Source organism: Paenibacillus sp. FSL E2-0190 (genome assembly GCF_037992965.1).
GTDB lineage: Bacteria > Bacillota > Bacilli > Paenibacillales > Paenibacillaceae > Paenibacillus_AQ > Paenibacillus_AQ odorifer.
Genome location: NZ_CP150306.1, coordinates 361,916 through 381,705 on the forward strand (window position 1 = coordinate 361,916; position 19,790 = coordinate 381,705).

The following is a 19,790-nucleotide window of genomic DNA, read 5'->3' on the forward strand; positions in this document are numbered from 1 at the left end:
ACATAAGAAGGTATGAGAGCTTTAGCACTAGCAACAAAGGAGGTCTGGCTTAAATGGGCAGCTCGGTAGAATTTAACGCAATTCTGGATCATGCATTTATGAGGTCTCCAGAAGGAATGGCCGTACTGTTTTCGAATAACGGCGATTTCAACTGGATAAAAGTCAATCCGGCTTTTTGCAATCTACTTGGCTTTACGGAGGCCGAGTTTCTTGCCGGGGCTCTTTTTACAGAATCGGAAAATAGAGAGGCACATTCAAAAGAGCTCTCCTATAGATTAGTAATGGACGAGCTTCAGAAATCGCCAGCGGGCAGCTGGAAGAAGGAACATTGTTTTTTAAACAAAGAAGGTCAACCCGTTTGCCTGTCTCTCATGTTCTCTGGATTAGGAGCAGAAGAAGGACAAGCCCCTTCGTATATTATAGTATACGCCGAGGATATTACGGAACTAAAGATCGCAGCTCAGGAAACGGTGGATCATCGGGATCAGCAGCAGCAAATGGAAGAACAAATTCGTCAAAGTGAACGCAATTATAGATTGATGTCTGAGAATTCGCTGGATTTAATCTCGCGTCATGCGGTCAAAGACAGTGTTTTCTTATATTGTTCTTCGGCTAGCCGTACCCTGCTTGGTTATGAACCTGAAGAGATGGTTGGGACAAGCGCCTATAATTATCTTCACCCCGATGATCTAGTTATGATGCAAGGTTTAATGGAGCAGAGCCGCAGCTCTGGCGTTATTCCGGCTGTAGCTTACCGCTACCGCCATAAGAATGGCACCTATGTCTGGTTCGAGTCGAGCAGTCGTTATACCTATGATGATGAGGGAAATGTCTTGGAGATTATAGCGATTGGGCGGGAAATTACGGAGCGCAAGCAGTTCGAGTTCAAGCTTAAGGAGAGCGAGCAACGGTATAAATCATTGTTTGAATACAATCCATCTGCTGTGTACTCTATGAATTTGCATGGAGACTATTTGACTGCCAATGCGAATTTGGAGAAGTTGACCGGGTATTCGCTGGAGGAACTGATCGGAATGTACTTTGGCCCCATTGTGCATGAGAAGGACATAGAGAAGACGTTGTATCATTTTAACTTAGCCGCCCAGGGTTATCCTCAAAGCTATGATCTAACGCTTATTCATAAAGACGGACACTTTGTAGAAATTAATACTACCAATATTCCGATCATTGTAGATGACCAAGTAGTGGGTGTGTATGGGATTTCCCGTGATATTACAGAGCGCATCCGTTATACAGAACAAATTGAGAAGCTTAGCAATGAGTATACCCTTATTTTAAATGCGGTTTCAGAAGGCATCTTTGGACTCGATATGGAGGAGAAGGTGACGTTCATTAACCCTGCAGGTTTGCAAATGCTGGACTATGAACATGATGAAATTATGGGCCATCCTTATTTGGATCATATTCAGCAAATAGCGCTTGATGGGAGCCATTATCGGCCGCAGGAATCTCCACTGATGAAGGCTATTAAGTCAGGTGTATCTTATCAGAGTAAAGATGCGGTCTTGTGGCGTAAGGACGGTTCTAGCTTTCTTGCGGAATACCAGGTAACCCCTCTGTTTGATAAAGGGGAGCCGAAGGGTGTTGTTGTAGTGTTTCGGGACATCACGGATGAGAAGGAAATCATTCGGGCGAAGGAATCCGCAGAAAAAGCAGACCAGGCTAAGTCTGAGTTCTTAGCTATTATGAGCCATGAAATCCGTACGCCGATGAACGGAATTGTAGGGATGACGGATCTCCTGGCGGAGACGGAGCTTGATGAAGAACAGCTTGGATATACTGACATTATTAAGGAGAGCAGCAGCTCGCTCCTATCTATTTTGAATGAAATACTGGATTACAGCAAAATTGAAGCCGGAAAAATGATGATTGTAAATGAGCCCGTGCAGCTTCAAGCCGTATTGGACAGCGTAATCGATCTATTTACAGCTAAGGCTTTGGAGAAAAATATTCAGTTATCATGCAGCATGGCATCTGGAGTCCCGCCACTGATTATGGGCGATGCCGGGCGGTTGCGTCAGATATTGGTCAATCTGGTCAGCAATGCAATCAAGTTTACAGATCGGGGCAGTATCAGTATTTACGTAGAGCAGAAGCTGTCCGCAGATCAAAAGAAATTAACTTTGAAATTTAATGTTAGGGATACGGGGATTGGCATTCCTCTAGAGAAGCAGCATCGGCTGTTTCAGTCCTTTTATCAGCTGCATTCCTCGTTTAATCGCAAATATGGCGGGACAGGATTGGGGCTGGCGATTTGTAAAAAGCTCGTTGAGCTGATGGGCGGAGCTATCGCTGTAGAGAGCAGTGAAGGAGAGGGCTCTAATTTCTATTTCACGCTGCAGATTAATCCTGATAGTAAAGCTGAGATAAATGTGGAAGATACAGTGCAGACAGAAGAACGGGAGACAACAATGGAAGGGGCAGCAGCTGCAGAAGGAGAATTGGATGCCGGTGCAAATGTAATTCTACTTCCGGAGGCAACTCCACATTGTACTCCTAAGTCTAGCCCTTTAAGAGGGGATCTATCCGAATGAAGCATGGACAGCCTCGGATTAGCAAGAAACTGCCTGCGGAGCCATATACACAGTGGGAGGTTGGGGTCGAATCCCCGTCCTCTGCATGTGGCCCAGCTACGATGGCAGCGTTAGCGGAGTATTGGAACACCCATTTAGGAGCGGACTTTATTCGGGGCAAAGGTCATTTTCCTTCCAAAGCCGCTCATATTAATTACATATACAGCCATCACGGTGGAAGACCTTGGGGGATGAGTGTGCGCCGTTTTACCAAAGGACTGAAGAACTATATCCATTCAGTGATTTTACCTAAGGATCAGCAAAAGTTACTTATTACTACGTTTAATGATTTTGAAGTATATAAAACAGAAATTGATGCCGGCCGGCCTGTGGCTGTTAAATTAGATAAGTGGTTTCGTCTGCGGTGGAGAGGTGAGTTTACTTACGATTACCATTGGGTACTAGGTATAGGATATGAGGGATTTGAGGACGGAGAGCGTGCTACCCTGATTGTCCACGATAATGGTGTGCGGTACAAGGACGGTAGAGTCACTCTAGGGAAAGAACGGCGTATTCCGTATTTTGCGAATAAAGACATTATTACGATGGTCGGGCTAGATATTGCAGCTGCATCGAGGTAGAGGGATTGTCCTGACAAAATAGCTTGAAAAATTTGAGTCCAAACGTTTGCACTACTTAGACGATCATACTATAATCCAGTTAATAACTGGAAAAGGGGATAGGTGCTTTGTCCGTACAAAGGGAAATGAAGGAACCCATTTATTATGGGGATCCTGCGGCTACTAGAGGGATTTCCGTGTTTGCTCAGGAGTTTGATCAGTTATTCAGCTATGATGGGGACGATCTTGGCCTAACGTACTCACCGGGGAGTTCAGCTTTTTGTTTATGGGCGCCCACCGCTCAAGAAGCGGAGCTGGTACTCTATAATTCATGGCAGGGAGCAGCAGAGTGTAAGTATTCTATGATCCGTGATGTCCGGGGAACGTGGAGAATTACAGTTGACGGTGATTTAGATGGCAAGTTCTATACCTACCGAGTACGTCTTGGAGAACAGTGGAATGAGGCGGTTGATCCTTATGCACGTGCTGTAGGAGTGAACGGTGATAGGGGAGCTATTTTAGATTTACGCAAAACAGATCCGGAACGGTGGACGGGAGATAAGCCACCCTTGGATGATCCTGTGGATGCCATCATTTATGAGCTTCATTTGCGAGACTTATCCATTCATCCAGCAAGCGGTATGACCCATAAAGGACAATATCTTGCTTTGGCGGAAGAAGGAACCCGCGGACCGGAGGGTATTCTCACTGGACTCGATCATATCGCGAACCTCGGTGTAACCCATGTGCAGCTATTGCCTGTCTATGATTATTCTACAGAGAGTGTAGATGAGACGAGGCTGGATGAACCGCATTATAACTGGGGTTATGATCCGAAGAATTATAATGTGCCAGAAGGCTCCTATGCTACAGATCCATATGTGCCTGGACTGCGTATCCGGGAACTAAAAACAATGATTCAAGCACTTCATGATCGCGGTCTCCGCGTCATTATGGATGTGGTTTACAACCATGTGTACGATGGCTATCGTGTGAATTTCACCAAGCTGGTTCCCGGCTATTATTTGCGTTACAAGCAAGACGGAAGCCTGTCGGATGGCTCTGGCTGCGGGAATGACGTGGCTTCAGAACGCTTGATGATGTCCAGCTTCATCGTGGAATCCGTAGTTTATTGGGCCAAAGAATACCATATCGATGGTTTTCGTTTTGACCTGATGGGCTTGATTGACCTCAACACGATGGATGAAATCCGGCGTCGTCTGGATGGGATTGACCCGTCCATCATGACGATTGGTGAAGGTTGGATGATGGGGACGGAGTTGCCGATGGAGCGGCTCGCTCATCAGAAGAATGCTGCACTTCTGCCGGGAATCGGACATTTTAATGATGATTTCCGGGATGCCATTAAAGGGAATATTTTTCTGCATGATCAACCGGGCTTCATCAGCGGAATGATGGGATTGGAGCTTGCGATAAAGGCAGGGGTCGCGGGAGGCATTGCTTATGCCCCAGGCATTGGACAATTTGCCGTGGAGCCTCAGCAAACCGTCAATTATGTGGAATGTCATGATAATCATACGTTATGGGATAAAATATTACTGTCCACACAAGGGCAGACGGACAAACAGCGCCAATCTATGCATAGGTTAGCTTCTGCGATAGTGTTCATGAGTCAGGGAATCCCCTTTGTCCATGCGGGTCAGGAATTTATGCGCACGAAAAACGGGGTAGAGAACAGCTATAAATCCTCGGTGAAGATCAACCAATTGGATTGGGAACTGTGCGCTGCTCATCAAGATGATGTGGTTTATCTGAAGCAGCTAATTGCCTTGCGTAAAGCACATCCGGCTTTCCGTATGCGAACGGCAGATGACATTCGGAATCATCTAGTATTTGAAAAAGCACCGGTAAGTTCGGTAGCGTATACATTGCGTGGCCATGCTGGAGGCGATGCGGCGAAGCATATCTATGTGCTTTTTAATGCTAATGTAGAACAGACGGCTTTGGTTCTGCCACAGCTTGGTGCATGGAAAACAATTTTTGGAGCCGATCTTGTGCAGAATCTGACGGGTAATAAGCTAACTGTAAGCGGGATTGGAATGGTAGTGCTGACGGTGGACTAGATGTTTTTTTACAGATAATTCTTCAAAAGCATGCGGAGTATTGTGCTCAATGAGTACAGTGCGCTGTGTGCTTTTTTTGCGTGGAACTTTCTTTTGAATGGATGCTCTTATTTTACATAAAAAGGTGACATTACTCATTTTCGTTAAAGATATGGGGTGCTAATATTAAGGCATTTACTTTGGCGCTTTAGAGTGGCATAACAGCAGAAAGTGACAGAGAGTACTTTTCTTTGGTAGAGAGGATGAAAGAGATGGGGAAAGCAACCGGATTTTTAGAGTTTGAACGACAGACACCCTCCGAGTGTGAGGCATTGGAGCGAATTAAGAATTGGAATGAATTCTCGATACCTATGGATGAAGAAAAGCTGCGCGAGCAAGGGGCGCGTTGTATGGATTGCGGTACGCCATTTTGTCATGTAGGACGCCTGTTGTCTGGTATGGCTTCCGGCTGCCCTTTGCACAACTTGATTCCTGAATGGAACGATATGGTCTATCGTGGAAATTGGGAGATAGCGCTGAAACGTCTGCATAAGACTAACAACTTTCCTGAATTTACAGGCCGTGTCTGTCCCGCTCCTTGCGAAGGCTCTTGTACGGTAGGGATGAATGGCAAACCTGTCACCATTAAATCTATTGAGAAGTCGATTGTAGATAGAGGTTTTGCAGAAGGCTGGATTGTGCCTGAGCCGCCGCTTCATCGCACGGGTAAAAAGGTAGCTGTAGTGGGTTCAGGTCCGGCGGGGCTTGCCTGTGCGGCACAGCTTAATAAGGCAGGACATACGGTGACTGTGTATGAACGGGCGGACCGGATTGGCGGTCTGCTTACCTATGGTATTCCCAACATGAAGCTGGATAAAAAGACTGTACAGCGCCGGGTGGATCTGCTTGCAGCTGAGGGCATTACCTTCGTAACTCGAACAGAGATCGGCCGAGATCTCCCAGCATCACAGCTCAAGGCAGAGCATGATGCTGTAGTACTGTGTGGTGGATCTACACAGGCACGTGATCTGCTGATAGAAGGACGCGATTTGCGTGGGATTCATCAAGCTATGGAGTTTTTAACGCTGAATACAAAGAGCCTACTGGATTCAGGGCTTGCCGATGGGGAATATTTATCAGCAGCAGGTAAGGATGTAGTTGTAATCGGCGGTGGGGATACTGGAACAGACTGTGTAGCCACTTCGATCCGTCACGGCTGCCGCAGTGTGACTCAGCTTGAGATTATGCCACAGGCGCCGCTGACACGTCAGTCTAACAATCCTTGGCCGGAATGGCCAAAGGTGCTTAAAGTGGACTATGGTCAGCAGGAGGCCGCTTCACTGTATCAAGAAGATCCGCGCCGTTATCTGGTTTCGACGAAACGGTTTGTCGGCGATGAGGGTGGGCAAGTGCAGGAGCTGCGTACAGTGCGCATTGAATGGACTCATAATGAACAGGGACGAATGGTACCGGTCGAAGTGCCGGGCAGTGAGGAGACCCTGCAAGCACAGCTGGTATTACTGGCTTTGGGATTCACAGGACCCGAAGAAACTATACTGGGCGAGCTTGGGGTGGAACGCGATGAGCGGGGGAACGCCAAAGCAGAGTTCGGAGCACAAGTAACCAATGTAGAAGGTGTGTTCACAGCAGGCGATATGCGGCGCGGGCAAAGCCTTGTAGTCTGGGCTATTGACGAAGGGCGTCAGACTGCGCGCGAAGTAGACCGCTTTTTGATGGGATCCTCGAATTTACCGTGAGTGTTAAGATATAGCGAACAGGGCGTTCCTTTGGGGACGTCCGCTTTGCGTTGTGGTATGTTCAAGGTTAAGATTATTGTCTAAGCGCATATTTAATTAAGTTAAGTTGAAAAGGAGAATACATGATGAAGTTAATGTTTATTTCCGACATTCACGGATCTTTATTTTGGCTGGAACGGGCTTTGGAAAAGGTGGAAGAAGAGCAGCCGGACAGTCTTATTATTCTAGGAGACTTTTTATATCATGGTCCAAGAAATCCGCTGCCAAAGGACTATAACCCACAAGAGGTTGCTAATAAGCTTAATGCATATAACAAAAACAAGCCGATAACCGCAGTACGTGGAAACTGTGACGCCGAGGTAGACCAAATGCTGCTGGAATTCCCGATGATGGGCGATTATGTTATGCTTTTGCACGAAGGCAGACGGATTTACGCTACACATGGTCATGGCTTTAGCATTGAGCATTTGCCGGCGCTTTCCGAGAAGGATATTTTTATTCAGGGACATACCCATATACCAGTTGCCGATGTAAAAGAGGGAGTGTATGTGGTGAATCCCGGCTCCATATCGCTGCCTAAAGAGAATAATCCGAATTCCTATGCTATTCTAGAGGGCGGGGAATTTATCGTTAAGGATTTTGAAGGCAATGTGGTAAAAAAGATTACCGTATAGTGAGAGATATCGTTTAAAGGAACTCCTGAAGATTGAGAGATTGAATAAGGGAGACAACGCCGAAAGACAACATTACCAATCCGGACAGTTTGTTGAACATGAGCTGTTTCGAACGTCCTGACATTATGTTGTTTCTGAACAAAGCGGTGCTCCCTGTCAAACCCATCCACCATAATGCGGAACCCAGAAAGACGCCGCTAACTAGAAACGGCATATTGGAGCTGCTATGAGACAGAAGGACGCCAGATGCGCTGAATATGCCAAGGAAAAAAATAATCGTCATGGGATTGGACAGCGTCAGCAACAGCGTTACTATGTATGAATTCAGTGAGCTTTTTGGGGAATTGGGTGCTGTGCTGTCTGTGTCTGGGGGTTCTAACAGCGACTTCATGCCAAGATAACAAATAAACAACCCGCCCAAGGCTTGCAGTACCGTTTTATAATCAACCCAAAAAGCGGTGAGGGCGGATAAGCCGAATCCGGCGATACTACCATAAACTGCGTCAGCTGTGGCCGCTCCCAAGCCGCAGCATAGGCCAGTTTTGAAACCTGAGCTTAAGGTTTTCTTGATGCATAAGATGCTGATAGGACCTAAAGGAGCCGCAATAGAAAGCCCCAGCAGCATTCCTTTTGCCATCCACTCCCAAGGCATAAGGCTTCACTCCTTTTATCTATTCTTCTTTTAACGTGGACAAAATAAATACGGTATTTGATCTTACAATGTCATGATTGGCCTTGAGTGTATGCGTTATAAAACCCTCCAATTCGGATAAATCCGGTAGACCCACCTTCAAGAGATAGTCGTATTCCCCCGAGATATGATGACATTCCAGTACTAGCGGCGATTGAATAATGGTTGTGCGGAAGTGTTGGGTTTCAACTGAGCCGTGCAGCTGCACGAAAATATATACCAATAGGGTTTGTCCTATTGCCTTACGGTTTAACTTGACCGTGAATTGATCAATCACTCCGTTATTCTCCAGTTTACGAATTCTTTCAGTGATGGAAGGCACGGATAAATGAACGATTTTACTGATTTCGGAACTGGTCATGCGGCCGTTGCTTTTCAGTAATTCCAAGATTTGAAGATCGATGTCATCCATTGCAACCCACTCCTTTAAGCTAATTATATAAAATCCATTAGAAATGAAAATGGAATCACTAAAATAAGTAAAATTATTAAATGATATCCTGATTTATATTAAAATAATTAAATTTAGCTTCGTTGTTACGGATGAAAACTTAAATTTTTTAACTGTAAAATGGGGGCTGCGAACAAAAAAATTCCTTCCAAGATTATTAATGTCCCAGGGAATTGAGCACTAGAACATATTATTGTATGATGAGGAAGGAGTTTTAAGGGTAGGACTGGCTCCAAATATATTAGTAAAGGTAGTTAACACATGAATCCTAAAGATTTGAACTATACAATGCCACCGGAATGGGGCAAGCATGAACGTACTTTTATCTCCTGGCCGGTGCAGGAATCTATGTGTTTCCAGGATAACCACGAGTCAGTGTGCCAAGGTTATGCTGACATTATCACAGCCATCGCCGAGTTTGAACCAATCACGGTCATTGTGAACCCGGAGGATGTGGAGCGGGTAGAGCATTTGGTCGGCGGACCGAATGTAACGCTGCTGCCTATTGCGCATAGCGATGCTTGGCTGCGTGATAACGGACCTACCTTTATTGTTAATAAAGAAGGACAAATGGCAGGTGTGAACTGGAAGTTTAATGCTTGGGGCGGTAAATATTCACCTTGGGATCTGGATGACGAAGTGGCTCCGAAGATTCTGGAGCATGCGCAGATCACCCGTTTTGATGCACCGCTTGTGATGGAGGGTGGCTCGATTCATACGGATGGAGAAGGCACTTTGCTTACTACAGAAGAGTGTCTGCTTAACCTAAACCGCAACCCGGAGCTGAAGCGCGAAGAGATCGAAGAGTACGTGCGGAACTATACAGGTACAGAAGCTATTATCTGGCTGAGACGTGGCCTTAGTGGCGATGAAACCGATGGTCATGTCGATAATATTGCTTGTTTTGCTGCACCAGGCAAAGTTATTATCCAGGTCTGTGAGGACCCGCAGGATGAGAACTATGAGATTACGCAAGAGAATCTGCGTATTCTGGAGAACGCTACAGATGCCAAAGGGCGTAAGCTGGAGATTATCAAGATTCAGCAGCCACCACGGGTCGATCATGACGGCAGTCGTCTGACGCTCAGTTATTTGAACTTTTATTTCGTGAACGGCGGAATTATCTTGCCTGTGTTTGGGGGCACCGCGACAGAAACGGATACACTTGCTGAGAAAGTACTGGCTGGTTTGTTCCCGGATCGCAAGATTCGTACAGTTAACGGAATGGCCGTTATCACCGAAGGCGGAAATGTCCACTGCACTACGCAGCAAATGCCTGCACAGCTATAATTGAAGGAAACTAGACGTCCAAAGGGACATTTATATACAAGGAGGACAGATACTTGAGAAATGTAAAAGTAGCTGCGACACAAATGAGTTGTTCCAGCAATATTGAGGAGAATATCAGCAAAGCCGAGACATTGGTCAGAGAAGCGGCAGCACAGGGTGCGCAAATTATTTTGCTCCAGGAGCTGTTTGAGACCCCGTATTTCTGTCAAAAAGAGAAAGCTGATTATTACGCATACGCAACAGAGCTTGAGCATAACAAGGCGATTAATCATTTCAAAGCAGTAGCCAAGGAGCTGCAAGTGGTACTGCCGATTAGTTTTTATGAGAAAAAGAATTACGCGCGTTACAACTCACTTGCTGTAATTGATGCTGATGGAACGGTGCTGGGCAAATACCGCAAGAGTCATATTCCAGATGGCCCAGGTTATGAAGAGAAGTTCTACTTTAATCCGGGAGATACTGGCTTTAAGGTATGGAACACTCGTTATGCCAAGATTGGTGTAGGTATCTGCTGGGATCAATGGTATCCAGAAGCGGCTAGAGTAATGAGCCTGATGGGAGCAGAAATTCTGTTCTATCCAACGGCTATTGGGTCTGAACCGCAGGATGGATCGATCGATTCCAAGGATCATTGGCAGACCTGTATGCTTGGACATGCAGCTGCGAATCTTATTCCAGTCGTGGCTTCCAACCGTATTGGTGAGGAAATTGATGAGGATTCGAGCATTAATTTCTACGGTTCATCGTTCATTGCAGGTCCTCAGGGCAATAAAATCGTTGAGGCTGGACGTGAGGAGCAAACCGTGCTGGTAAGCGAATTCGATCTGGATGCTTTGGAAGTTGGCCGGATCGAGTGGGGAATCTTCCGTGACCGCCGGCCGGATCTGTATAAATTGATCGGTTCTTATGATGGAGATATCACACTTTAATAGGTTTAAAGTTAAATATGCTAAAGGCATTGCTAGAGAGAATAGAATCTCTGGCAGTGCCTTTTTCTGTTTGATGGTATTTTTTTTGAGAGTGATGTACGCATAAAACGTATAAAATAATAATATTGTGTTATATAACCTTACATTATTTAGAAAAGTTAATTGTCATGAATCCTTTAATCTGTTAAAATCTCTTTAAGTTATTTCAGAAAATAGGGGGAATGGGGATATGAAAATAAAAAGTCGTTTTTTAATGTCAGTTTTTATATCATTTGTGGTGGTTGCATTGGTAGGTTGTGGAGCAAATAACAGTAAAGCTGGTAACGAATCCTCAGCGGAGAAAATTAAGTTTGCCAGTGATGCCAGCTACGCTCCTATGGAGTATATGGACACGGATAAAATCAAAGGATTCGACATCGATTTCATTAAGGCAGTTATGGAAGAAGCGGGAATAGACTATGACGTAACGAACACAGGCTGGGAAACGATGCTGCAAAGTGTGAAGCAGGGAACGGAGTATCAAGCAGGGCTATCTTCAGTATCGATTACGGATGAACGTAAAGAAACCTATGACTATTCCATCCCTTATTTCGAATCTACCAATATGATTATGGTTAAAGAAGGCAGCGACATCAAAAACGCACTTGATCTTAAAGATAAAGTAGTTGCAATACAAGGGGCCACAACTGCAGATGACCTGATGAGCGGAATAATGGGTGTCGACAACCCTAACTTGAAACGTTTTGACAGCAATGCGGTGGCATTGATGGAACTGAATGGCGGCGGAGCCGATGCGGTTGTAGCGGATATTGCCATTGTACGTGAGTACATGAAAAACAATCCTAAGCAGAAGCTGGTGGGGATTGTAGACACGGAGAACTTCGGAGCGGAATATTACGGCATTCTTTACCCTAAGGGCAGTGAGTTAAAAGCGAAACTGGATCCGGCTATTAAGAAGGTATTGGAAAACGGAAAGTACACGGAAATCTACAAAACTTGGTTCGGCGAAGAACCTAACCTGGATAGCTTATTGAACGCAAAATAAGGAAAAAACCTAATAAGCATGCGTAATGATAGCTATTGCGCATGCTTATTTTTTTAAAGAGAGATGACATAAAGAAGAGAAGGGGAGAGTCCTATGGATTTTAGAATGGACATTATCATTCATTATTTGCCCGTCCTTTTAAAAGGGACACTGCTGACTATCGGTATTTCTGTAGTTTCTATTTTATTTGGCTCTATTTTGGGACTGGGGATCGGATTTGGCAAAATGGCCCCAAAATGGTATTTGCGCTGGCCTTTTCATTCATATATCAATTTTTTTCGAGGAACACCATTGTATGTGCAGATTCTGATTGTTCACTTTGGAGTGATTCCCCCGCTTTACGGCAAAACTAATGCTCTAATTACTGCGTTTGTTGCTCTGTCGCTTAATTCGGCTGCTTATTCGGCTGAGATTTTTCGGGCAGGCATTCAGTCGGTTGATCGTGGGCAACGGGAAGCGGCTATTTCACTGGGGATGACTAGTCGGCAAGCGATGAGATTTATTATTTTACCGCAAGCGATCAAACGGATGGTTCCGGCTTTTGGTAACGAGTTTATTGTGCTTGTGAAAGACTCCTCTCTTCTGGCTTTGGTGGCTGCACCGGAAATAATGTATTGGACCAACACGATGAAAGGGCAATATTTGCGGATATGGGAGCCTTATTTGACAGCGGCACTTATTTATTTCATTCTTACCTATTCTCTTAGCAAGCTGCTGAATTACGTTGAACGGAGGCTGAAATAGGATGGAGCCTATGATTTCAGTACGGAACTTACATAAATCATTTGGAACAAATACGGTGCTGGCCGACATAAGTATCGATATTTTCAGTCAGGAGGTAGTGGTGGTTATTGGACCGTCCGGATCGGGTAAATCCACCTTTTTGCGTTGCCTTAATTTACTGGAGCAGCCGCAGGGGGGCGAGATTGTAATTGAAGGCACTTCTTTGATGGCGGCGAGTACGAAGATTAACGATATCCGTACAGAGCTTGGGATGGTATTTCAGCAGTTTAATCTATTTCCTCATATGAAGGTTATAGAAAACATTATGCTGGCGCCGGTTCAGGTGCGTAAATGGTCTCCGGATAAAGCGCGGCAAAAAGCGCTTGAGCTGCTGCAAAAAGTAGGTCTAAGTGAAAAAGCAGAGATGTATCCAGCCTCATTGTCTGGGGGGCAGGCTCAGCGGGTAGCAATTGCAAGGGCACTGGCTATGGAGCCCCAAATTATGCTCTTTGACGAACCAACCTCAGCGCTTGACCCGGAGATGGTGGGGGAAGTGCTGGCGGTGATGAAGGAACTGGCCCGTGAGGGGATGACGATGGTCGTGGTGACACATGAAATGGGCTTTGCGCGTGAGGTGGGGGATCGGGTGCTGTTCATGGAACAAGGTGAGATTGTGGAAGAAGGAAGTCCGGAGCAGCTGTTCGGAAATCCTAAGCAAGAACGGACACGATCCTTTCTATCAAAGGTGCTGTAATTTTGTGGAAAGTAGAATCTTGTTATTTTATCAGGTATATTAGAAGAGTAACGGTTATTTCAGGGATTTATATGCAAAATCTGTCGGAACGTGGAGAGGAGGCTCTTGGGATATCTTTTGTTATCATAATCTAGCAGTGATAGAGGGAGAATACGATGAGCACATTTAAAAACTGGTTGAATACAGCCAAAAGCGGACTTACAGATCAAGTGAAGAAATTCAAAAATAAAGATTTCATGAATGCGGTAGTTGCAGGCTGCGCTTTGGTCGCTGCGGCGGACGGTAAAATAGAAGAAGCAGAGAAAAACAAAATGGCCGGCTATATGAATATGAGTAATGAATTGAAGGTATTTGACATGAGAGATGTCATTGCTCAATTCAACTATTACGTAAGTAACTTCGAATTTTCACCAGAAATAGGAAAACAAGAAGCTTTGAAAGCGATCGCTAAGTTTAGCGGCAAACCAGAAGCGGGCCGTCTGATCGTGGGTGTATGCTCGGCAATTGGATCAGCTGATGGTGATTTTGATGATTACGAAAAAGCAGTTGTGCGGAATATTTGTGGCGTCTTAGGATTAAACCCTAGCGAATTCAGTTTATAAATTAGGTGAAGTCATAGATAAAAGTTCGTTGAAACGTAATTTATTCTTTATCGTATCACTGATATAACACCTAAAAGCTAGACTAACAGATAATGATTTTTATCGGAAACGGAGGTACGTTGATTTGGCTGGAATTAATCTGGTAAAAGGTCAAAAGATTGATTTGACTAAAGGTAATGCGGGCTTGTCCAATGTAATTGTGGGCTTAGGCTGGGATCCAATTGAAGCCTCGCGGGGATTCTTTGGAGTCAAGAAACAGGCGAATGTCGACTGTGATGCCTCAGCACTGCTGTTAAATGAGGATGGTAAGCTAACTAAGAAGGGTAACCTGATCTGCTTCCACAACAAGCAAAGTCCTTGCAACTCGGTCATTCATTCCGGAGATAATCTGACGGGTGAAGGCGACGGAGATGACGAGCAAATCATGGTTAATTTGAAAGCCATTCCTGCCGATGTTCACAAGGTTCTGGTTGTCGTTAACATTTACGATGCGGTGAATCGCAAACAGGATTTTGGAATGATCAAATCAGCGTATATTCGGGTAATAAATGCTGCCGGGAATAGTGAGTTGATTAAATTCAACTTGTCAGACAACTACACAGGTTTTACGGCACTTATTTGTGGAGAGCTTTACCGCCAAGGTGGAGAATGGAAGTTCGCTGCAATTGGTGAAGGCAGCCACGCCGCTCATATCAATCAACTTGCAGAACGCTACGTATAATCCAAATATAAGAAAAGAGGTATGTAATCATGGCAATTAATCTATCCAAAGGTCAAAAAATCGATTTAACGAAAACAAACCCAGGTCTATCCAAAATCACAGTAGGTCTTGGTTGGGACACTAATAAATATGACGGCGGAAAAGATTTCGATTTGGACGTATCCGTCTTTTTGACCAATGCTAGTGGTAAAGTTGATAAAGAAACCAACTTCATTTTCTTCAATAACAAGCAAAATGAGAATGCTTCTGTTGTTCATACCGGAGATAACCGTACAGGTGAAGGCGATGGTGATGATGAGCAGGTTCAAGTGGATCTTCAGAACATCCCTGCTGATGTAGACAAAGTAGCTTTTACTATTACAATTTATGATGCTGAAGCAAGAAGCCAAAACTTTGGACAAGTCTCCCGTTCCTACGTACGTATCGTAAACGATCTGAACAATGAAGAATTGATTCGTTTCGACCTCGGTGAGGATTTCTCTATTGAAACTGGTGTTGTTGTAGGCGAATTGTATCGTAACGGTGCAGAATGGAAGTTCAATGCTATCGGCAGTGGCTACAAAGACGGCTTGAGCGGTTTGACTCGCGACTACGGCCTGCAATAAATTTCATTCTGCATGCTAAAGATGAATTGAATTCATAAATGAAAGAAGGTTTTGTCAGTGACGATCAGTCTCTCTAAAGGACAACGGATTGATCTTACCAAGACTAATCCGGGTTTGACGAAGGTAGTAGTAGGGTTGGGCTGGGATACTAATAAGTATAGCGGCGGCCAAGATTTTGACCTTGATGCCTCAGCCTTTTTACTGCATGAAGATGGTAAGGCCAAGGGCTCCGATGATTTTGTATTCTACAACAATCCTTCGGGTGGCGCAGGTTCCTTGACTCATACGGGGGATAACCGTACAGGTGAGGGTGACGGAGATGACGAGCAGATTGTTGTTGATTTCAGCAAAATCCCTGCTCATATTCAGCGCATCGGAATAACGGTAACGATCTATGATTATGAAACTCGGGCACAAAACTTTGGACAGGTTTCCAATGCTTTTGTACGTGTAGTAGATGCTTCTAATGATCGTGAAGTGCTTCGCTTCGATTTAGGTGAAGACTTTTCAACTGAAACAGCTGTTGTATTCTGTGAGTTCTACCGCAATGGTGCGGATTGGAAGTTCCAGGCGATTGGAAGTGGCTTTGCCGGCGGTCTAAGCGCTTTATGCAGAAACTATGGACTGGACGCGCAATAACATCCAAGTGGGCGGGGTCATTACCGATCCTGCCCTTTTTATAAATATTTAGAGCAGTACAGACTCCACTTTGTGGGGTTCTTTTTTACAAAATTATTAGTTGGTTTACTCCATTTATAAAGGTGGCGTAAGAATGAGTGTTAACGTAGTCAAAGGGCAAAAAGCTGATCTGACCAAAGGCAATGCTGGACTTCATTCTATAATCGTAGAGATCGGCTGGCATGCTCCGGCTGCTCTGGAGATTGATAGCTCTGCTTTCCTGCTTGGATCAGAGGGTAAAGTAAGTAAAGACGAGGATTTAATATTTTATAATAATCCAGCCACATCTTATATTAGGTATAAGGATGTGCCAGGATTCAATGACCGCAAGCAATTCGAAGTTCAATTGGATAAGATTCCTTCCGATGTGATGAAGATTGCCTTTACGCTTACCATTTATGATGGGGAGAAAAGGGGTCAAAGTTTTGGGCAAGTTAGTCAGGCCTATTTTCGGATTCTCAATCAAGTGACAGGTGCGGAACTGCTCCGATGTGATCTCGACAATCTTTTCTCCGTGGAAACGGCCATTGTGGTAGGGGAATTATATAGATATAACAGTGAATGGAAGTTCAGTGCCATTGCAGCGGGGTTTGCCGGAGGTTTGAAAGAGATATGCAGCAACTTCGGTATTGAAGCGAATGAGGAGCCTGCTCCTGCTGCTCCACAGCCGGAGGTTAAGCCGCAGATTCCACCACAAATCTTCGCAACGCCGCCTGCGCAGCCAGTGAAACGTGAAGAGAGCTCTCCAGCCACACCCCCGCCTTCGCCAATGAATCTCAACTTGAAGAAAATCGAGCTGAAGAAAAAAGGCGATTCCATCAATTTGAAAAAATCAGCCAGTGGTGATTTAGGGGAAGTGTTGATTAATCTCAACTGGAACCAGAAGCAGGGCGGACTCTTTAGTCGTAAAAATGGCGTAGATCTAGATCTTGCTTGTCTGTATGAACTGAAGAATGGCAGTAAAGGAGTGGTACAAGCGTTGGGCAATGCCTTTGGCTCATTGAATCAACCTCCTTATGTCATGCTTGATGGGGATGATCGGACAGGCTCCGTAACTACTGGTGAGAATTTGCGTATAAATGGTATCAAAATTTCCGAGATTGAACGCATTCTAGTGTTTTCCTTTATTTATAAAGGGGTAACCAACTGGTCGGAGGCCGATGGGGTTGTCACCATCAAACAAGGCGGAGGACCTGATATCATTGTAAATTTGGACGAGCATAACAACCGAAAAGGGATGTGTGCCATTGCGTTATTCCGGAATGTAAGCAATGAAACATTTAGTGTTGAACGGCTGGTGCAATATTACAGTGGTCATCGTGAGATGGATGAAGCCTATGGCTGGGGGCTGCGCTGGGTTGCGGGCAGCAAATAATCGATTTTACCGGAGGCGCAAAGTGTAATGGATTGGTTCGCAGATTTTTTTAGAAATATTAGTGAGAATTATGGGCATTTTTTCTCATGGAGTGATGTAGTAGGTACACTCTCTGATCCTGTGAGCTGGGGGATTATCGGGAGCTTAATTCTACTAGAAGGTTTGCTCTCTGCAGATAATGCACTTGTGCTTGCCGTTATGGTTAAGCATCTACCTAAGGAGCAGCAGAAAAAGGCGCTTTTCTACGGTATCTTAGGGGCTTATTTGTTCAGATTCCTGGCCATTGGACTAGGGACATTTCTTATTAAGTTTACTTTGGTTAAGGTTCTTGGTGCACTGTATCTCTTTTATATCGCATATAAAGGTTTGTTTAAGGGCAGTGGCGAAGAGCATACGGAGAATAAAGGCACTTCTTTTTGGAAGACGGTTCTCCTTGTTGAATTAATGGATATTGCTTTCAGTATTGACAGTGTTATTGCGGCATTTGGACTTAGCGATCAGGTTTGGGTTCTCTTTATGGGTGGTATCTTAGGGGTTCTGATGATGCGCGGAGTGGCGCAGGTATTCTTGAAGCTTATTGATAAATTCCCTGAATTGGAACAGGCAGCGTTCCTGCTTATCGCCATTATTGCGGGTAAGATGCTAGCGGGTGCTTTTGGTTTTGAATTGCCGCATGTCGTATTCTTTACAATCCTTATAGCGGTATTCGTGGGTACGATCCTCTATAGTGCTAGACGTAAGAAAAAAGATGCCCATAAAAGTGCATGATTAAAAAAGTAATTGCACCATAGAGAAGTCGGAGCCGATCATGCAAGAATAGAAACGCCTGCTTCTTTCAGGTAATCGTATATGTTATAGCGTAGGCCTTCACTTATATTTGAGAGAGCCAAGATGCCATCCCCAAGGGAGAGTATTGCCGGTTCTGACACTCTCTATGAGGAGAGGTCTACGCTTGTTTTGCTTGGCTTCGCAAAACTATAAGGGGGAACCGATTTGAGATACTTCGATTACCTGACGAAAGAACAAGAAATCTCTTTGTTTTACACTCCGCCTATCTCATTTGATCATACCACGAACAAGGAACTGCTAGCCTACGCTGTCGGCGCTGCCCTCTATATGCCGGCTACCCGTGCAAGTGTTGCAGAAGACATCATTAAGCTCAAGAATGCAGGTCTAGTGACGGTTATTATAGATCTGGAGGACGCAATCGGAGATGACCAGGTTGACAATGCAGAGGAGTCTATTATCCAGCATCTTATTTACCTAGCTGCTTACGCAGAAAATGAGCTGGATTCATCGAACAGCCTCCCGCTTCTTTTTATACGAGTACGTAACCCGGACCAACTCCGGCAAATGATTTTCCGCTTGGGATCCTTGGTAACGATGTTAACAGGGTTTGTATTTCCTAAGTTCTCTGTGGACAATGGAATTCAATATTTTGAAACGTTAGCTGAGTACAACAATACGCGTGGTTATAATGATCCTGTGCTTTACGGGATGCCAATCTTGGAAACTGCACCTATTATTTATCGGGAAAGTCGAGTGGACAGTCTGCTATCTATCCGTGATTTACTCCGTAATTACCGTGAACTTGTCCTAAACGTCAGAATTGGGGCAACGGATTTCTCCAGCCTGTTCGGACTGCGTCGCAGTCCTGATGTTAGTATTTATGATCTTACTCCTATCCGTGACTGTATCTCGGACATTATCAATGTGTTTGGGCGGGTTGAAGAGGGATATGTGATCTCAGGACCTGTCTGGGAGTATTTTGCGAATAAAGGTCATCGAGTTCTCCGGCCGCAGCTACGGCAGACGCCATTTGAGGATACTTACGGCAAAAACGGCCGTGATATGCGGAATAGCTATATCTCGAGCAGTGTGGACGGGCTAATTCGTGAGGTTATTTTGGATAAAGAGAATGGAATTGTGGGTAAGACGATTATCCATCCTTCTCATCTCAGACCTGTTCAGGCGATGTATACGGTGATGCATGAGGAATACGTCGACGCTTTAAGCATTGTAGAAAGTAATGATGGCAGTCTGGGCGTGTTTAAGAGTCAATATTTTAATAAAATGAACGAAATTAAGCCCCATCTGAACTGGGCAAGACGAATTTTACTACGATCTCAAATATACGGGGTGTTACATGAACAACAGCATTTTGTCGGATTATTACCCGAAAACGAATTTACGCACGTATAACATAGTCGAGAACCTGCAAGTGAATGTAACCGAAACCTTTAACCCCTTTCATATGCCTCTGGATTCTTTATTTTCT

The 19,790-nt window shown here is 44.8% G+C and carries 19 protein-coding genes; 17 read left to right on the forward strand and 2 right to left on the reverse strand.

Annotation, left to right across the window (positions count from 1 at the left end; genetic code table 11):
• The first annotated feature begins 53 nt into the window (after positions 1-53).
• The 5 genes from NST25_RS01610 (at position 54) to yfcE (ending at position 7,648) form a co-directional block, all read left to right on the forward strand.
• Positions 54-2,555, forward strand: coding sequence for a PAS domain S-box protein (locus NST25_RS01610; RefSeq protein WP_340393232.1), 2,502 nt, complete (start codon positions 54-56; stop codon positions 2,553-2,555).
• Complete coding sequence (locus NST25_RS01615; RefSeq protein WP_076124714.1) at positions 2,552-3,175, forward strand: C39 family peptidase; 624 nt, start codon at positions 2,552-2,554, stop codon at positions 3,173-3,175. Before NST25_RS01610 ends, NST25_RS01615 begins: the two co-directional genes overlap by 4 nt.
• A gap of 107 nt (positions 3,176-3,282) precedes the next feature.
• The gene (pulA, locus tag NST25_RS01620) at positions 3,283-5,238 is read left to right on the forward strand and encodes a type I pullulanase (RefSeq protein WP_340393233.1); all 1,956 of its coding nucleotides are present in this window, start codon (positions 3,283-3,285) and stop codon (positions 5,236-5,238) included.
• 251 nt (positions 5,239-5,489) lie between these two features.
• On the forward strand, positions 5,490-6,974 hold the full coding sequence (locus NST25_RS01625; RefSeq protein WP_340393234.1) for a glutamate synthase subunit beta: 1,485 nt from the start codon (positions 5,490-5,492) through the stop codon (positions 6,972-6,974).
• A 125-nt stretch (positions 6,975-7,099) separates the two neighbouring features.
• The gene (yfcE, locus tag NST25_RS01630) at positions 7,100-7,648 is read left to right on the forward strand and encodes a phosphodiesterase (protein WP_340394350.1); all 549 of its coding nucleotides are present in this window, start codon (positions 7,100-7,102) and stop codon (positions 7,646-7,648) included.
• 13 nt (positions 7,649-7,661) lie between these two features.
• Here the strand turns inward: yfcE and NST25_RS01635 are convergent, their stop codons facing one another.
• Positions 7,662-8,300 (reverse strand): LysE family translocator, encoded by a 639-nt coding sequence (locus NST25_RS01635; protein WP_340393235.1) that lies wholly within the window; start codon positions 8,298-8,300, stop codon positions 7,662-7,664.
• A gap of 19 nt (positions 8,301-8,319) precedes the next feature.
• On the reverse strand, positions 8,320-8,751 hold the full coding sequence (locus NST25_RS01640) for an Lrp/AsnC family transcriptional regulator (protein ID WP_076124705.1): 432 nt from the start codon (positions 8,749-8,751) through the stop codon (positions 8,320-8,322).
• A 300-nt stretch (positions 8,752-9,051) separates the two neighbouring features.
• On the opposite strand from NST25_RS01640, the gene NST25_RS01645 reads away from it, so the two are divergent.
• From NST25_RS01645 to NST25_RS01700, 12 genes are all read left to right on the forward strand, one after another.
• Complete coding sequence (locus tag NST25_RS01645; RefSeq protein WP_340393236.1) at positions 9,052-10,080, forward strand: agmatine deiminase family protein; 1,029 nt, start codon at positions 9,052-9,054, stop codon at positions 10,078-10,080.
• A 53-nt stretch (positions 10,081-10,133) separates the two neighbouring features.
• Positions 10,134-11,009: an N-carbamoylputrescine amidase gene (aguB, locus tag NST25_RS01650; RefSeq protein ID WP_076124702.1), complete on the forward strand. Its 876-nt coding sequence runs from the start codon at positions 10,134-10,136 to the stop codon at positions 11,007-11,009.
• Positions 11,010-11,238: 229 nt separating this feature from the next.
• Positions 11,239-12,054 (forward strand): transporter substrate-binding domain-containing protein, encoded by an 816-nt coding sequence (locus tag NST25_RS01655; protein WP_340393237.1) that lies wholly within the window; start codon positions 11,239-11,241, stop codon positions 12,052-12,054.
• 93 nt (positions 12,055-12,147) lie between these two features.
• Complete coding sequence (locus tag NST25_RS01660) at positions 12,148-12,798, forward strand: amino acid ABC transporter permease (RefSeq protein ID WP_076124698.1); 651 nt, start codon at positions 12,148-12,150, stop codon at positions 12,796-12,798.
• 10 nt (positions 12,799-12,808) lie between these two features.
• Entirely contained in the window at positions 12,809-13,531 is a 723-nt protein-coding gene (locus NST25_RS01665; protein ID WP_076276053.1) for an amino acid ABC transporter ATP-binding protein, read from the forward strand.
• Positions 13,532-13,686: 155 nt separating this feature from the next.
• On the forward strand, positions 13,687-14,133 hold the full coding sequence (locus NST25_RS01670) for a tellurite resistance TerB family protein (protein ID WP_076124697.1): 447 nt from the start codon (positions 13,687-13,689) through the stop codon (positions 14,131-14,133).
• A gap of 124 nt (positions 14,134-14,257) precedes the next feature.
• The gene (locus NST25_RS01675; RefSeq protein WP_076124695.1) at positions 14,258-14,854 is read left to right on the forward strand and encodes a TerD family protein; all 597 of its coding nucleotides are present in this window, start codon (positions 14,258-14,260) and stop codon (positions 14,852-14,854) included.
• A 29-nt stretch (positions 14,855-14,883) separates the two neighbouring features.
• Positions 14,884-15,459, forward strand: coding sequence for a TerD family protein (locus NST25_RS01680; protein ID WP_036687420.1), 576 nt, complete (start codon positions 14,884-14,886; stop codon positions 15,457-15,459).
• A 57-nt stretch (positions 15,460-15,516) separates the two neighbouring features.
• Entirely contained in the window at positions 15,517-16,098 is a 582-nt protein-coding gene (locus tag NST25_RS01685) for a TerD family protein (protein ID WP_036687422.1), read from the forward strand.
• Between the two features lie 133 nt (positions 16,099-16,231).
• Positions 16,232-17,512 carry a TerD family protein gene (locus tag NST25_RS01690; protein ID WP_076124694.1) on the forward strand — a complete coding sequence of 427 codons (1,281 nt, stop codon included), beginning with the start codon at positions 16,232-16,234 and terminating at the stop codon, positions 17,510-17,512.
• 27 nt (positions 17,513-17,539) lie between these two features.
• Positions 17,540-18,280, forward strand: a complete 741-nt coding sequence (locus NST25_RS01695) for a TerC family protein (protein ID WP_036687425.1) — start codon at positions 17,540-17,542, stop codon at positions 18,278-18,280.
• Between the two features lie 225 nt (positions 18,281-18,505).
• Complete coding sequence (locus tag NST25_RS01700) at positions 18,506-19,714, forward strand: HpcH/HpaI aldolase/citrate lyase family protein (protein WP_232061116.1); 1,209 nt, start codon at positions 18,506-18,508, stop codon at positions 19,712-19,714.
• Positions 19,715-19,790: the final 76 nt, after the last annotated feature.

Excerpts from the sequence above, each read along its gene's own strand:
- NST25_RS01610 (WP_340393232.1), top strand. The coding sequence starts at position 54 with ATGGGCAGCTCGGTAGAATTTAACGCAATTCTGGATCATGCATTTATG.
- NST25_RS01665 (WP_076276053.1), top strand. The coding sequence starts at position 12,809 with ATGATTTCAGTACGGAACTTACATAAATCATTTGGAACAAATACGGTG.
- NST25_RS01695 (WP_036687425.1), top strand. The coding sequence starts at position 17,540 with ATGGATTGGTTCGCAGATTTTTTTAGAAATATTAGTGAGAATTATGGG.
- NST25_RS01660 (WP_076124698.1), top strand. The coding sequence starts at position 12,148 with ATGGATTTTAGAATGGACATTATCATTCATTATTTGCCCGTCCTTTTA.
- NST25_RS01640 (WP_076124705.1), bottom strand. The coding sequence starts at position 8,751 with ATGGATGACATCGATCTTCAAATCTTGGAATTACTGAAAAGCAACGGC.
- NST25_RS01635 (WP_340393235.1), bottom strand. The coding sequence starts at position 8,300 with ATGCCTTGGGAGTGGATGGCAAAAGGAATGCTGCTGGGGCTTTCTATT.
- NST25_RS01625 (WP_340393234.1), top strand. The coding sequence starts at position 5,490 with ATGGGGAAAGCAACCGGATTTTTAGAGTTTGAACGACAGACACCCTCC.
- NST25_RS01645 (WP_340393236.1), top strand. The coding sequence starts at position 9,052 with ATGAATCCTAAAGATTTGAACTATACAATGCCACCGGAATGGGGCAAG.
- NST25_RS01680 (WP_036687420.1), top strand. The coding sequence starts at position 14,884 with ATGGCAATTAATCTATCCAAAGGTCAAAAAATCGATTTAACGAAAACA.
- NST25_RS01690 (WP_076124694.1), top strand. The coding sequence starts at position 16,232 with ATGAGTGTTAACGTAGTCAAAGGGCAAAAAGCTGATCTGACCAAAGGC.
- NST25_RS01670 (WP_076124697.1), top strand. The coding sequence starts at position 13,687 with ATGAGCACATTTAAAAACTGGTTGAATACAGCCAAAAGCGGACTTACA.
- NST25_RS01655 (WP_340393237.1), top strand. The coding sequence starts at position 11,239 with ATGAAAATAAAAAGTCGTTTTTTAATGTCAGTTTTTATATCATTTGTG.
- yfcE (WP_340394350.1), top strand. The coding sequence starts at position 7,100 with ATGAAGTTAATGTTTATTTCCGACATTCACGGATCTTTATTTTGGCTG.
- NST25_RS01615 (WP_076124714.1), top strand. The coding sequence starts at position 2,552 with ATGAAGCATGGACAGCCTCGGATTAGCAAGAAACTGCCTGCGGAGCCA.